The 13,444-nt window shown below is 54.7% G+C and carries 15 protein-coding genes; 10 read left to right on the forward strand and 5 right to left on the reverse strand.

The features are described 5' to 3' along the window. Window positions 1-193: 193 nt before the first annotated feature. A complete protein-coding gene (locus ACOTY5_RS08770) occupies window positions 194-1,537 on the forward strand; it encodes an anaerobic C4-dicarboxylate transporter (RefSeq protein ID WP_421631893.1) in 1,344 nt (447 codons plus the stop codon). Window positions 1,538-1,617: 80 nt separating this feature from the next. On the opposite strand, the gene ACOTY5_RS08775 is transcribed toward ACOTY5_RS08770, so the two are convergent. Together ACOTY5_RS08775 and azuC are read right to left on the reverse strand one after the other, a co-directional pair. Further along, window positions 1,618-1,869 (reverse strand): DUF2766 family protein, encoded by a 252-nt coding sequence (locus ACOTY5_RS08775; RefSeq protein WP_003859683.1) that lies wholly within the window; start codon window positions 1,867-1,869, stop codon window positions 1,618-1,620. A 106-nt stretch (window positions 1,870-1,975) separates the two neighbouring features. Further along, window positions 1,976-2,059: a stress response protein AzuC gene (gene azuC, locus ACOTY5_RS08780; protein WP_003859682.1), complete on the reverse strand. Its 84-nt coding sequence runs from the start codon at window positions 2,057-2,059 to the stop codon at window positions 1,976-1,978. 214 nt (window positions 2,060-2,273) lie between these two features. Between azuC and ACOTY5_RS08785 the strand changes: the two genes are divergently transcribed. Further along, entirely contained in the window at window positions 2,274-3,692 is a 1,419-nt protein-coding gene (locus tag ACOTY5_RS08785; protein WP_045142347.1) for an MFS transporter, read from the forward strand. A 42-nt stretch (window positions 3,693-3,734) separates the two neighbouring features. Here the strand turns inward: ACOTY5_RS08785 and ACOTY5_RS08790 are convergent, their stop codons facing one another. Next, window positions 3,735-4,373, reverse strand: coding sequence for an RpiB/LacA/LacB family sugar-phosphate isomerase (locus ACOTY5_RS08790; RefSeq protein WP_003859680.1), 639 nt, complete (start codon window positions 4,371-4,373; stop codon window positions 3,735-3,737). A 245-nt stretch (window positions 4,374-4,618) separates the two neighbouring features. Here ACOTY5_RS08790 and yecR point away from each other — a divergent pair, with 245 nt between their 5' ends. Then, window positions 4,619-4,957, forward strand: coding sequence for a YecR family lipoprotein (gene yecR / locus ACOTY5_RS08795; protein WP_015570249.1), 339 nt, complete (start codon window positions 4,619-4,621; stop codon window positions 4,955-4,957). A 200-nt stretch (window positions 4,958-5,157) separates the two neighbouring features. Then, window positions 5,158-5,655, forward strand: a complete 498-nt coding sequence (ftnA, locus tag ACOTY5_RS08800; RefSeq protein WP_003859676.1) for a non-heme ferritin — start codon at window positions 5,158-5,160, stop codon at window positions 5,653-5,655. A 36-nt stretch (window positions 5,656-5,691) separates the two neighbouring features. Here ftnA and ACOTY5_RS08805 read toward each other — a convergent pair whose 3' ends face one another. After that, the gene (locus tag ACOTY5_RS08805) at window positions 5,692-5,928 is read right to left on the reverse strand and encodes a YecH family metal-binding protein (RefSeq protein WP_003859673.1); all 237 of its coding nucleotides are present in this window, start codon (window positions 5,926-5,928) and stop codon (window positions 5,692-5,694) included. A 191-nt stretch (window positions 5,929-6,119) separates the two neighbouring features. Between ACOTY5_RS08805 and tyrP the strand changes: the two genes are divergently transcribed. Then, window positions 6,120-7,331 carry a tyrosine transporter TyrP gene (gene tyrP / locus ACOTY5_RS08810; protein ID WP_045142354.1) on the forward strand — a complete coding sequence of 404 codons (1,212 nt, stop codon included), beginning with the start codon at window positions 6,120-6,122 and terminating at the stop codon, window positions 7,329-7,331. Window positions 7,332-7,360: 29 nt separating this feature from the next. Here tyrP and ACOTY5_RS08815 read toward each other — a convergent pair whose 3' ends face one another. Beyond that, the gene (locus tag ACOTY5_RS08815) at window positions 7,361-8,029 is read right to left on the reverse strand and encodes a YecA family protein (protein ID WP_003859671.1); all 669 of its coding nucleotides are present in this window, start codon (window positions 8,027-8,029) and stop codon (window positions 7,361-7,363) included. Between the two features lie 411 nt (window positions 8,030-8,440). Here ACOTY5_RS08815 and ACOTY5_RS08820 point away from each other — a divergent pair, with 411 nt between their 5' ends. The 5 genes from ACOTY5_RS08820 to ACOTY5_RS08840 all read left to right on the forward strand — a co-directional run bounded on the left by ACOTY5_RS08820 (window position 8,441) and on the right by ACOTY5_RS08840 (window position 13,416). Further along, window positions 8,441-9,562: a branched-chain amino acid ABC transporter substrate-binding protein gene (locus tag ACOTY5_RS08820; RefSeq protein WP_003859669.1), complete on the forward strand. Its 1,122-nt coding sequence runs from the start codon at window positions 8,441-8,443 to the stop codon at window positions 9,560-9,562. A 68-nt stretch (window positions 9,563-9,630) separates the two neighbouring features. Continuing rightward, window positions 9,631-10,545 (forward strand): ABC transporter permease subunit, encoded by a 915-nt coding sequence (locus tag ACOTY5_RS08825; RefSeq protein ID WP_003859667.1) that lies wholly within the window; start codon window positions 9,631-9,633, stop codon window positions 10,543-10,545. Window positions 10,546-10,556: 11 nt separating this feature from the next. Further along, window positions 10,557-11,831: a high-affinity branched-chain amino acid ABC transporter permease LivM gene (gene livM, locus ACOTY5_RS08830; protein ID WP_045142346.1), complete on the forward strand. Its 1,275-nt coding sequence runs from the start codon at window positions 10,557-10,559 to the stop codon at window positions 11,829-11,831. After that, window positions 11,828-12,703 (forward strand): ABC transporter ATP-binding protein, encoded by an 876-nt coding sequence (locus ACOTY5_RS08835; protein WP_015570244.1) that lies wholly within the window; start codon window positions 11,828-11,830, stop codon window positions 12,701-12,703. Before livM ends, ACOTY5_RS08835 begins: the two co-directional genes overlap by 4 nt. Continuing rightward, a complete protein-coding gene (locus tag ACOTY5_RS08840; protein WP_017384431.1) occupies window positions 12,700-13,416 on the forward strand; it encodes an ABC transporter ATP-binding protein in 717 nt (238 codons plus the stop codon). The genes ACOTY5_RS08835 and ACOTY5_RS08840 overlap by 4 nt, the downstream gene beginning before the upstream one ends. Window positions 13,417-13,444 lie beyond the last annotated feature (28 nt).

A 13,444-nucleotide genomic window follows, 5' to 3' on the forward strand; every position in this document is an offset into this window, starting at 1 on the left:
GAAAGCCTTCAGTTATTCTGAAGGCAACGTTATCGCTTTTGCTTTCAAATTACTGGGGATCCCTCAGCCCGTCAGGGAGTGGGTACCAACTCCCTGCTTTTGCTGACATTTAACAAATCAGATCTTGCTCCCAATGAATAACCATACATCGTGTAATGATTTGTTTAATTACATTCATTAACGAGGGAGCATCATGATCACCATTGAGTTTATTGTCATTATCCTCTGCCTGCTGATAGGCACCCGCTTCGGCGGGATGGGCCTGGGGCTGATAAGCGGCATCGGCCTGTTTGTTTTGAGTTTTGTCTTTGGTCTGCAACCCGGTAAACCGCCGGTTGACGTGATGCTCACGATCCTCGCCGTCATCGGCTGTGCCGCCACGCTACAGACCGCCGGTGGCCTGAATGTAATGATGCAGTTTGCAGAGCGCCTGCTGCGTAAACATCCCCAGCACATCACCCTTCTCGCACCGTTTACCACCTGGATGTTGACCTTCCTGTGCGGGACCGGGCACGTCGTCTACACCATGTTTCCCATTATCGCGGATATCGCCCTGAAAAAAGGCATACGCCCGGAACGGCCGATGGCGGTGGCCTCGGTGGCATCTCAGATGGCGATCACCGCCTCCCCCGTTTCCGTGGCCGTCGTTTCGCTGGTCTCGATTCTGGGTGCGCAGCATGGTATCGGCCACGCGTGGGGGATCCTCGAAATTCTTGCGGTCTCCGTACCGGCCTCACTGTCTGGCGTCGCCATTGCGGCACTGTGGAGCTTGCGTCGCGGGAAAAACCTCGCACACGATCCTGAATTTCAGGAAAAGCTGAAAGATCCGAAACAGCGGGAGTTTATCTATGGAGGAACGGAGACGTTGATGGATCAACGTTTCCCGAAACAGGCCTACTGGTCCACGTGGATCTTCTTCGCCGGGATTGCCGTAGTGGTCCTGCTGGGTGCGCTGCCCGAGCTGCGTCCGGCGTTTGAGATCAAAGGGAAAACGACAGCCCTGTCGATGAACCTTGTCATTCAAATGATGATGCTGATCGCCGGGGCCATCATGCTGATGACCTGCAAGGTGAATGCGTCGGCCATTTCAAACGGGGCGGTATTTAAGGCGGGGATGGTCGCGATTTTCTCGGTGTTTGGCGTGGCGTGGATGAGCGATACCTTTTTTCAGGCGCATCTCGACGAGCTGAAAATGGCGCTGGAGGGGGTGGTGAAAAGTCATCCCTGGACGTATGCCATCGTGCTGTTCCTGGTATCAAAACTGGTCAACAGCCAGGCTGCGGCCTTGACCGCGGTCGCCCCGATGGGGTTGATGCTGGGCATCGATCCGAAAATGCTGGTGGCCTTCTTCCCGGCATCCTACGGCTACTTTGTGCTGCCCACCTATCCGAGCGATCTGGCCTGTATCGGGTTCGATCGCTCCGGCACCACCCGCATCGGTAAATTCATCATCAACCACAGCTTTATTCTGCCGGGGCTGATTGGCGTCAGCTGTGCCTGCGTGGTGAGCTATCTGCTGGTGCAGACGTTCTTCTGATCCTTCTGCGGGCGACAGGCTCTGTCGCCCTTCGACGTAAAAGCAGAAAAGAGTTTCTAATTTTAAAACATCGGTTTATTTTAGTGTGACTCACCCTGCGGTGTGAAGCGGAGTTCAATCAGCGCAATCGCTTTCTGGATCGCGCGGAGCGTAACCGGGTCCGCCGCAGCAGGATGGTTGGTGAAATCGATGTTTTTCAGTTGGGTCGACATCTTTTCGCGTACCTCAACCGGCGCGATAACGTCAATCACATCAAGGATTTGTTTGATAACCAGCTGGCAGGCGACGACGTCAGATACCAGTTCCTGATCGGCGCTCAGGTTTTGTGACATGGGGTTCTCCTTATTCAAAGGCCGCCATAGTAGCAAAACAGACGCCCTTCCATCTCCCTCTCGTCGTCCGCAGACATAAAAAAACCTGCCGAAGCAGGTTTTTTTATCAGAACATCGCACCCGGTGGGACGTCTTTAAACGTTGTGCAGTAGTTTGCCCACATGCTTTTCAGGATTTTGCGCAGTTTCATTATGTTGCTCCAGTAACGTGTTATGCAGGTGTTATTGTCAATACGCTTATAATATGACCACCATCACAAAAATCAACCATTTTGTGACCTGCATCACGGTTATTAAACCCTCAGTGCTGCTGGTTTGTTAAAAAAAGCCATGATAAATCCGCACGTTACAGGCTTATAAATTCCAGTAAATGTTTATAAAATTTTTTGAGCGGGCAGGAAGAGAATGAGTGAAAACGTATCCGGCAAAGAGAGCCGTGGATTATCGCCTGCGGCGCTGCTGGTGGCCGGTGCTTTCTTTATGGAGTTTCTGGATGGGACGGTGATCGCCACCGCGTTGCCGGATATGGCAAAAAGCTTCGGCGTACAGGCGGTGGATCTGAATATCGGCATCAGCGCCTATCTGATCACCCTGGCCGTGCTAATCCCCGCCAGCGGCTGGATCGCCGACCGCTTCGGCGCGCGAAAAGTGTTTGCCCTCGCGCTGGCGATCTTCACGCTGGCCTCGGTATTGTGCGGCCTGTCCACCACGCTCGATCAGTTCGTCGCGATGCGCGTCCTCCAGGGCATGGGTGGCGCGCTGATGGTGCCCGTAGGTCGCCTGGCCGTGCTACGCACCACGCCAAAACATCAGCTCATCACGGCAATCGCCACCCTGACGTGGCCTGCGCTGGTCGCGCCGATCATCGGCCCGCCGCTGGGTGGGTTCATTACCAGCTATGCCGACTGGCGCTGGATCTTCTTTATTAACGTGCCGCTGGGGATAATCGCCATTTTGCTGGCACTGCGCATCATTCCAGACCTGCATGAAGATACGCGCCGACCGTTTGATTTACCGGGTTTTGTTGTCACCACCCTTGCCATGGTGAGCCTGGTTTATGCGATGGAGTTGATGGGCGCAGAGCCTCTGCGAACAGGATTAACCGCCACGCTGTTTATCGTCGGTGTCGTCGCCTTAAGCCTGGCGCTGCGTCACTTTAAGCGGGCAACCTGGCCGATGATCAGGCTCAATGCGATGCAGGTGTCGACGTTTCGCGTCACCCTGTACGGCGGATCGCTGTTTCGCGCCTCCATCAGCGCGGTTCCGTTCCTGTTACCGCTGATGTTCCAGGTCGGCTTTGGCATGGACGCGTTCCATTCTGGCCTGCTGGTGCTGGCGGTTTTCGTTGGCAATCTCACCATTAAGCCGGCGACGACGCCGCTTATCCGCAGCCTGGGGTTTAAGCGGCTGTTGCTGATTAACGGTGCGTTGAATGTCCTGGCGTTGCTGGCCTGCGCGTTTCTTACGCCGCAGACGCCCGCGTGGCTCATCATGCTGATCCTTTATCTGGGCGGCGTTTTCCGTTCGATTCAGTTTACAGCCATCAGTACGCTGGCTTTTGCGGATGTGCCATCGGCGCAGATGAGCTATGCCAATACTCTGTTTTCAACCGCAACGCAGCTTGCCGTGGGGCTTGGGATCACGCTCGGGGCGATTGGTATTCGTATCGGGGAAAAAGTCAGTGAGGCGATGGGGATTGCCGGTATGCCGGGAATGAGCTTCCGGCTGGCATTTGTGGCAATCGCGCTGATCTGCCTGGTGGGAATGGTTGACACGCTGCGGCTGACTAAAGATGCGGGCAGCGCGGTCTCATCGAAAAAGTAACGCTATCTGCCGGGCAGGCAACGCACCGCCCGGCAAAGTAAATCAGCCAACAATACCGCGCACGAAGGCTTCAATCTCTTTGTCCTGGCAGTTCTCGAAGAAGCACTGCTGGAAGCGCTGGCCTGATACGGCGGTTTTAACCAGCTCAGGATCGATTGCTCGCAGGGTATCCAGATAGTTTTCTTTCACCACCGCCGCTTTCACCTGGTTCAGGATCCCGGCGTTACGCACCTGCGGCTCTTTACGCTCTGGTGGATAGCCTTCGCCATTGCGTCCGGTAAACGCTTTCTCAAAGATAAAGCGTACGTTCAGTTCTGCCCCCCAGCCGAAGCCCTTCGCAAACGGCAGAGAAAGCGCGTTACCGTTGTTGATTTGCGCAAACAGGAAAGCATCCGCAGGATCGATGCAGTAACCGCAAATCACACCCGGATGGATGTTCAGGGACATCAGCGCGCCCTGCCCGGTACCGCAGCCGGTAACAACAAAATCAACGGCTTTAGCGTTAAGCAGAATGCTCGCCATGATGCCCAGGTGAATATAGGTGAGATGATGATCGTTCTCATCACTCATACCGACGTTATAGACCGGAAAACCTTTCTCATCAGCAACGGCTTTCAGCTCATTAAGGATGATGGGATTCTTAGCGGCCTGGCTGTTTTCCATCATCAGTGCAATTTTCATCTTGTCTCTCCTGAATGCATGGCGGGCGATCCCGCTGTGGATACCTTTTCAACTTAACCTTACTATCAAACAAACGCACTTTCAAATTAAGTGAAAACTTGTTTTAAAAAACAAAGATGCGCTCACAATTTCGCGCGGTGGCCCGGCTCGTTGCACAGTGAGAGGGCAGATCCTCCGGCTATTCCAGCCATTGCGTACCATCACGTTGGTTACAATGGCGTATTTCCCGTCACGCAGAGTGAACCATGAAACGTGTAATCATAGCCGGAACGATCCTGTTGCTCGCCGGGTGCAGTATCAACCGTCAGGCAGAAGTCAGCAGTACGGATGCCCCAAACGGAATTGTGCGCCTCGACTATGGCCAGGCCATGCTGCAAAACGCCTGGTCTGATGAGTATGTTAATAACGGTACGGCAACCAAAGCCTGTCAACATATGGGCTACGCCACTGCGTCAGCCTACGGGCAGCCAATTAAAACCTGCACCCTGATCAGCGGTTCACTCTGTCTGAACGAAAGTGTGACCATTCAGTATAAATGTCAGGGATATGCTGTTACCTCTTCCAGCCAGAATCCGTGGTATTAACCGCTACTGCCAGTCACGCTGGCAGTTTATTTAACAAGAACTAAAACAATTCTCATTAATAAATATAAATGACGGCAATGCGTTTTATTCCCATTCGTATTTTTAATAAATAAATATTTATTTTACTTTTTGCAAATAATTAAATAACAAATTATAGTGTCGCTCATCGTGAACCAGAATTAATAAACCGGAGCTGCACCATGTTAAAAACTGAAATGATCGACAAGCTCAATGCGCAAATGAATCTTGAGCTTTTTTCTTCCCTGCTTTATCAGCAGATGAGCGCCTGGTGCAGCTATCACAGCTTTGAAGGGGCGGCCGCCTTCCTGCGTCGTCATGCCCAGGAAGAGATGACGCACATGCAGCGTCTGTTTGATTACCTGACGGACACCGGCAGCCTGCCGCGCATTGATAACGTGGCATCGCCTTTTGCCGAATACGGCTCTCTTGATGAACTGTTCCGCGCCACCTATGAGCATGAACAGCTGATCACCCAGAAAATTAATGAACTGGCTCATGCCGCCATGACCAGCCAGGATTATCCAACCTTTAATTTCCTTCAGTGGTATGTGGCTGAACAGCACGAAGAAGAGAAGCTGTTTAAATCCGTGCTGGATAAATTATCTCTGGCAGGTAAATCCGGGGAAGGTCTGTACTTCATTGATAAAGAGCTGTCGACGCTCGATACCCAGAATTAACAGAAAAGCGGTGCTGAGTTTTCAGCACCGCATTATTTAATGGCGGCAGATTTTACTTTCGTGAGTGGAAAATCCGTCTGCTGCTGGAATGAATTTTCCGCGCGCCGCCAGAAACGCCACCAGCTCCGCGGCCGTCATCTCCGAAGCTGAACAGGTATGGAAACGCGCCGCTTCGCCAAAGCGGGCATGTATCGCCTCAACCAGACTCTCCTCCGTATAGCGCTCACCTGACTCAATCATCATATTCAGCACGTCGTGTCCGTGAATTGACATGGTTACCTCTCGCAAATAAAAAGCAGACTAAACGTTCCCTCTACGGCACGCTTTGCGCTGGCGCAGGTTACCCTTTTCTTTTTGTAAATTAATTATTACACCCTATGTAACGGTGATTTGACGAGATGGTGCTTTTCCCTTACTCTGCGCCGCAGAATGAGTCGCGGTATGGAAGCGTTGTAGAGGAAAGCGTGAAGAACAGAACTCTGGGAAGTATTTTTATCGTCGCCGGAACGACAATTGGCGCAGGAATGTTGGCCATGCCGTTGGCTGCCGCCGGCGTCGGGTTTGGGGTTACCGTAGTGCTGCTGGGCGGTCTGTGGGCCCTGATGTGTTACACCGCGCTATTATTGCTGGAGGTTTATCAGCATGTCCCTGCCGATACTGGCTTAGGCTCCCTGGCTGCACGCTATCTTGGACGCTACGGGCAGTGGATCACCGGTTTCAGCATGATGTTCCTGATGTACGCCCTGACTGCCGCTTACATCAGCGGCGCCGGGGAGCTGATTGCGTCAAGTATCAATGACGGCTTCGGTGCGTCACTTTCACCGGAAACAGGCGCCATTGTCTTTACGCTGATCGGTGGCGGCGTGGTTTGTGCGGGCACATCGCTGGTCGATCTGTTTAACCGTTTTTTGTTCAGCGCCAAAATTCTCTTCCTGATTGTGATGCTGGTGCTGCTGGCACCGCATGTTCACAAGATTAACCTGCTCTCCCTCCCGCTGGAGAAAGGTCTGGCGCTTTCGGCCATCCCGGTTATTTTCACCTCCTTCGGTTTTCACGGCAGCGTGCCGAGCATCGTGAGCTATATGAACGGTGATATTCGCAAGCTGCGCCGCGTCTTTGTTATCGGCAGCGCCATTCCGTTGATTGCTTACCTGTTCTGGCAGCTGGTGACGCTGGGCAGTATTGATTCCAATACCTTTATCGGCCTGATGGCAGAGCATTCTGGTCTGAATGGATTCCTGGTTGCCCTGCGTAACGTGGTGGCCTCTTCACACGTGGAGCTGGCGGTACATCTGTTTGCAGACCTGGCGCTGGCAACCTCCTTCCTCGGCGTGGCGCTTGGCCTGTTTGACTATATGGCGGATCTGTTCCAGCGTCGCAATACCGTTGCGGGACGCTTACAGACGGGGGCGATGACCTTCCTGCCGCCGCTGGCCTTCGCGCTCTTTTACCCGCGCGGGTTTGTGATGGCGCTGGGGTATGCTGGCGTGGCGTTATCGGTACTGGCCCTGCTGCTGCCTTCCCTGCTGGCGTGGAAGAGCCGCCAGCAACATCCGCAGCAGGGGTATCGCGTAGCGGGCGGTACGCCAATGCTGTGCGCGGTGTTTGGTTGTGGGGTGGTGATTATTCTGGTGCAGGTGCTGATTGCAGCGGGAATGCTGCCGGAAGTGGGGTAAAAAAAAGGGGCTATGAATAGCCCCTTTTTTCAGTGCAGGCAGCAGCTTTTAAACTTCTTCCCACTCCCGCACGGGCACGGATCGTTACGCCCCACCTTCGACCCGTTCACGATCGGCTTTTTCGCTTCCGGCTGCTGCGGGTTAGCCACCCAGTAGTTATACAAACGCAGCGCCGCAGGCTGAATGCTTTCGATGCTGGCCATGTACTCCTCTTCGGTCAGCGCATCCAGCTTCTCGCTGTTCTCTTCCGTCCCGTGCAGGGCAATCACCGCCAGGTCCGCTTCCAGCGCTTCCGGCAGGGATGACCAGTCCGTCAGCGCCACGCCGCGCATGTAGCCATAGCACCACTCTTCCACCACGGTATAGCTCTGACCGTCAACGTCGTTATAGCCAAACAGCGGTTCAAACTGATCCGGGTATTCGCTCAAACGCTCGGCAATATCGTTCATGTGCTTAAAGCAGAGATCGATAAAACGGTTCATCTCACGATCGTTTTTCCAGCGCGGAATATATTTCTCACCACCCCAGACCGCCACCAGCCAGGTGTCGGGCTCCACCACAACGGGACCGGAAAGTACTGCGGTAAGCATGCCGTCCAGTTCGGACACGTCAATCACGGATGCATCGTCGTGACCGTAAGAGATTAATGTCTCTTCCAGCCACGCCATCTCGCTTTCATTTAATGGGCCTTCAGCCATTGCTGATACTCCTGATAAAAAAAACGATCCTGACATATATCGCCGCGCGTGCCTATCTGAAGTTTAGGTCTTTATTGCTGCAAAAACGTGCAAATCGTGACCGTTGCACAACTTATGGGCTTTGTTGTTAAGGAGATGTGATCTCCGCTGTAAATTCATCTCCTCCCGCAAAGGCGCATAAAACGGCGCTCTATACTCAACGTGTTGTGACCCGGTCAAGGGATTAACCATTCTGGCAACCTTTTTGCTTAATGTTCTGCGCGCTTCGCGGTGCGTGGGATCCTCGCCGTATTAAGCATGAGATTGCTTCTAAAGTGCATTTTGTTCTCGCTCTTGTTTTTGGATTTACGATGCCATCAGGCGTTCGGGTTTATACCTGGTGCAAAAACCTCTTTGCTAAGGAACATAATAATGTCGCTGAAATTTACCAAAACTCCCCTCTCCCTGGTGCTGGCCGGTTGTCTGGTGACGGCCTTTTCCGCGCAGGCTGATATCGTCATCGGCGTGGCCGGGCCGTTCACAGGCCCGAACGCAACCTACGGCGATCAATACTGGCATGGCGCTACGCAGGCGGCGGAAGACATTAACGCCGCCGGCGGGATCAACGGTGAGAAAATCAAACTGGTTCAGGGCGACGACGCCTGCGAGCCCAAACAGGCCGTCGCCGTTGCCAACCGCTTAGTCGATCAGGATAAGGTGAAAGCGGTCGTCGGCCACTTCTGCTCCTCGTCGACCATGCCCGCCTCCGAGGTCTACAGCGATGCCGGGATCCTCTCCATCACCCCCGGCTCGACGAACCCGCTTATTACCGAACGTGGCATGAGCGATATATTTCGCATGTGCGGACGTGACGACCAGCAGGGCCAGGTCGCCAGCGATTTCATTCTTGATAAGCTGAAAGCCAAACGGGTGGTCATCATCCACGATAAAGACACCTACGGTCAGGGGCTGGCGGACGCCACTAAGGCGGCGCTGGCGAAACGCGGCGTGAAGGAGGTGATGTACGAAGGGTTATCCCGCGGGGAGAAAGACTTTAACGCGCTGGTGACCAAAATCGGCGCACAAAAACCGGACGTGGTGTTCTTCGGAGGCTGTCACCCGGAAGCGGGCCCGCTGGTTCGCCAGATGCGTGAACAGGGCGTGCAGGCGAAGTTCTTCTCGGGAGACTGTATCGTCAATGAAGAGATGGTCACCGCCGCCGGTGGGGCGCAATACACCAACGGTATTTACATGACCTTCGGTAAAGATCCGCGCCTGATCCCGGACGGAAAAGCCGTCATCGAGAAATTCCGCACCGGTAAATTTGAACCTGAAGGATACACCCTCTACGCCTACGCGTCTGTGCAGGCTATCGCGGCGGCATTCAAGGCCACGAAAGGGACGGATTCCGCAAAAGCCAGCGAGTGGCTGAAGGCCAACCCTGTCGACACGGTGATGGGTAAAAAAGCCTGGGACAGCAAAGGTGACCTCAAAGTCTCTGACTACGTGGTCTATCAGTGGGATGACAAAGGCAAATATAAAGAAGTGCCATAACGGGACGGAATCTGCTCAGCGCCGGCAGGTCTGACTGTCGGCGTAACCCTTTATTCAGGTGCGCGACCATGAGTACATTCTTCCTGCAACAATTAATTAATGGCTTAACGCTGGGTTCGGTCTACGGTCTTATCGCCATCGGCTACACCATGGTGTACGGCATCATCGGTATGATCAATTTCGCCCACGGCGAAGTGTATATGATCTCCGCCTATCTCTCGGCCATTGGCCTGGCCCTGCTGGCGTTTTTTGGACTCCACTCCTTTCCGCTGCTGATCCTGGGGACGCTGGTTTTCACCATCGTGGTCACCGGCGTTTATGGCTGGACGATTGAGCGCATCGCCTATAAGCCGCTACGCAACTCGACGCGTCTGGCGCCGCTGATTTCGGCCATCGGGATGTCGTTGATACTGCAAAACTACGTCCAGCTCAGCCAGGGCCCGCGCCAGCAGGGCGTGCCCACCATGCTTGATGGCGTGCTGCGTTTTCACCTCGGCGAAGGGTTTGTCCAGATAACCTATACCAAAGTCTTTATTCTCATCGCCTCGTTCGCGGGCATGCTGGTGCTGACCTGGATTATCAACCGTACCCGCTTAGGACGCATGTGCCGTGCGGTACAGCAGGATCGTAAGATGGCCTCCATCCTGGGTATCAACACCGACAGAATTATTTCGCTGGTGTTTGTTATCGGCGCAGCCATGGCCGGGCTGGCGGGCGTGCTAATCACCATGAATTACGGCACCTTTGATTTTTACGTCGGGTTTGTTATCGGCATCAAGGCCTTTACGGCGGCGGTGCTGGGCGGCATCGGCTCTCTGCCCGGTGCGATGCTTGGCGGGCTGATTCTGGGCGTCGCAGAAGCGCAATTCTCCGGGATGGTGAACTCGGATTATAAAGACGTGTTCTCGTTTGGATTGCTGGTCTTAATTCTGATCTTTCGTCCTCAGGGGCTGCTGGGCCGCCCCGTCGTGGCTAAAGTGTAAGGAACAACGCGATGACCTCTGACGGTTTTTCCCTGAAGCGCTGCATTCTGGACTCGATTTTTTCCGGAATGATCGCCCTGATTATTTTCGGCCCGATTGCGGGCGTGATACTGGATGGTTACAGCTTTACCTTTGACGGCCAGCGGCTGGCGTGGATTGTAGGCACGGTGATGGTGGGACGCTTTTTACTGAGCGCCTTTTCAGCTACGGCGGCCGGAAGACGTTTACAGGCACGGTTTGAATCCGACAATGCGGGGGTGCATGTCCGGCCGCCGGCGTATAAAAGCCGCATGCGCTGGATCATTCCGCTGATTGTCACGCTGGCGATCTGCTTCCCGTTTGTGGCCACTAAATACGTTCTGACGGTTGCCATTCTCGGACTGATCTACGTCCTGCTCGGTCTTGGGCTGAACATTGTTGTTGGCCTGGCAGGGCTGCTGGATCTGGGTTATGTCGCCTTCTATGCCATCGGCGCTTACGGGCTGGCGCTCGGGTATCAGTATCTGGGGCTTGGGTTCTGGAGCATGCTGCCGCTGGCGGCGCTAATGGCCGCGGGCGCGGGCGCCCTGCTCGGCTTTCCGGTGCTGCGCATGCACGGGGATTATCTCGCCATCGTCACGCTCGGGTTTGGCGAGATCATCCGCCTGGTGCTGAACAACTGGCTCACCTTCACCGGCGGGCCTAACGGCGTTTCAGCCCCTGCCCCGACCTTTTTTGGCCTGGAGTTTGGCCGACGCGCCAAAGAAGGCGGCGTCCCCTTCCACGAGTTCTTCGGCCTGACCTATAACCCCAACTTGAAGTTTATCTTCATCTATGCGGTGCTGTTCCTGGTAGTCATGCTGGTGCTGTACATTAAACACCGGCTGACCCGAATGCCCATTGGACGGGCGTGGGAAGCGCTCCGTGAGGATGAGATTGCCTGCCGTTCAATGGGGCTAAATCACGTTCTGGTCAAACTCTCGGCCTTCACCCTGGGCGCATCGACGGCAGGTATCGCCGGGGTGTTTTTTGCCACCTACCAGGGGTTTGTTAACCCGACCTCTTTCACCTTTTTTGAATCGGCCCTGATCCTCGCCATTGTGGTCCTGGGCGGGATGGGCTCCACCGTCGGCGTCGTACTGGCCGCCTTTGTGCTGACCGTCACGCCGGAACTGCTGCGCAGCTTTGCGGAATATCGCGTGCTGCTGTTTGGCATGCTGATGGTGGTGATGATGATCTGGCGTCCTCGCGGTCTGATCCGCATCAACCGCAGCGGATTTGCCGTGCGTAAAGGAGTGGCGCCATGAACGCAACGATTTTACGTGTAGAACATCTGATGATGCACTTCGGCGGGATCAAGGCCTTAAACGACGTCAATCTTGAGGTGCAGCGCGGCTCCATTACCGCACTCATTGGGCCTAACGGCGCGGGAAAAACGACCGTCTTTAACTGCCTGACCGGTTTCTACCGGGCCTCCGGCGGCAACATTCTGTTCAATGCACGAAATAAAACCACCAATGTCATTCAGGTGCTCGGCCAGAAATTCCAGCCGGGCGACTGGCTCAACCCGGCGCAGCTTGGTCAACGCCTGTTCTATAAGATGTTTGGCGGCACGCATCTGGTGAACCGCGCGGGTCTTGCGCGCACGTTTCAGAACATCCGCCTGTTCCGCGAGATGTCCGTTGTGGAAAACCTGCTGGTGGCACAGCACATGCGCGTCAACCGCAATCTGCTGGCGGGGGTGCTGAACACCCCTGCGTATCGTCGCTCAGAGAACGATGCGCTGGACCGGGCGTTTTACTGGCTGGAGGTGGTGGATCTGGTGGATTGCGCGAACCGTCTGGCCGGGGAAATGTCCTATGGCCAGCAACGACGCCTCGAAATCGCCCGCGCCATGTGTACCGGCCCGGAGATGATTTGTCTCGATGAACCTGCTGCCGGCCTGAACCCGGTGGAAACGCACAAGCTGAGTGAGATCATCCGGTTCCTGCGCGACCACCATGACATCACGGTTTTGCTGATCGAGCATGATATGGGGATGGTGATGGGCATTTCAGATGACATCATTGTGCTCGATCATGGCGATGTGATTGCCAGAGGTAAACCGGCTGAAATCCAGCACAATGAAAAAGTGATTGCCGCGTATCTGGGCACCGACGAAAGCGAGGTAAATCTGTGAGCGAACCGATGCTTCAGTTTCAGGATGTGGATGTTTTCTACGGGGTGATCCAGGCGTTGAAGCAGGTTTCGCTTGAGGTTAACAAAGGGGAAACCGTGGCCCTGATTGGCGCTAACGGCGCGGGGAAGTCAACATTACTGATGTCTGTCTTTGGTCAGCCCCGGATCCGCAACGGGCAGATCCTCTTCTGCGGCGAGGATATCAGCCACAAATCCACCCACTATGTTGCCACCGGTGGCATCGCGCAGGCACCTGAGGGACGACGCATTTTCCCGGATATGTCTGTAGAAGAGAACCTGCTGATGGGGACAATCCCCGTCGGCAATCAGCATGCAGCGGAAGATATGCAAAGCATGTTCGACCTCTTCCCCCGCCTCAAGGAGCGACGTAACCAGCGGGCGATGACGCTCTCCGGCGGTGAACAGCAGATGCTGGCTATCGCCCGCGCGCTGATGAGCCGTCCTAAACTTCTGCTGCTGGATGAACCCAGCCTCGGCCTCGCGCCAATCGTGGTTAAACAGATTTTCCAGACGCTGCGCGAACTGGCCCGTAACGGAATGACGATTTTTCTGGTCGAGCAGAATGCGCACCACGCGCTGAAGTTGTCCGACCGCGGCTATGTGATGGTTAACGGGCAGATTCGGTTAAGCGGCAGCGGCGAGGCGTTGCTGAAGGATCCTGAGGTGAGGAAGGCGTATCTGGGTGGAGTGTGAAATGAAAAGGCTATAGTGAGAAAAACTC

This window comes from Enterobacter cloacae complex sp. SHL018, assembly GCF_049237905.1.
GTDB lineage: Bacteria > Pseudomonadota > Gammaproteobacteria > Enterobacterales > Enterobacteriaceae > Enterobacter > Enterobacter hormaechei_C.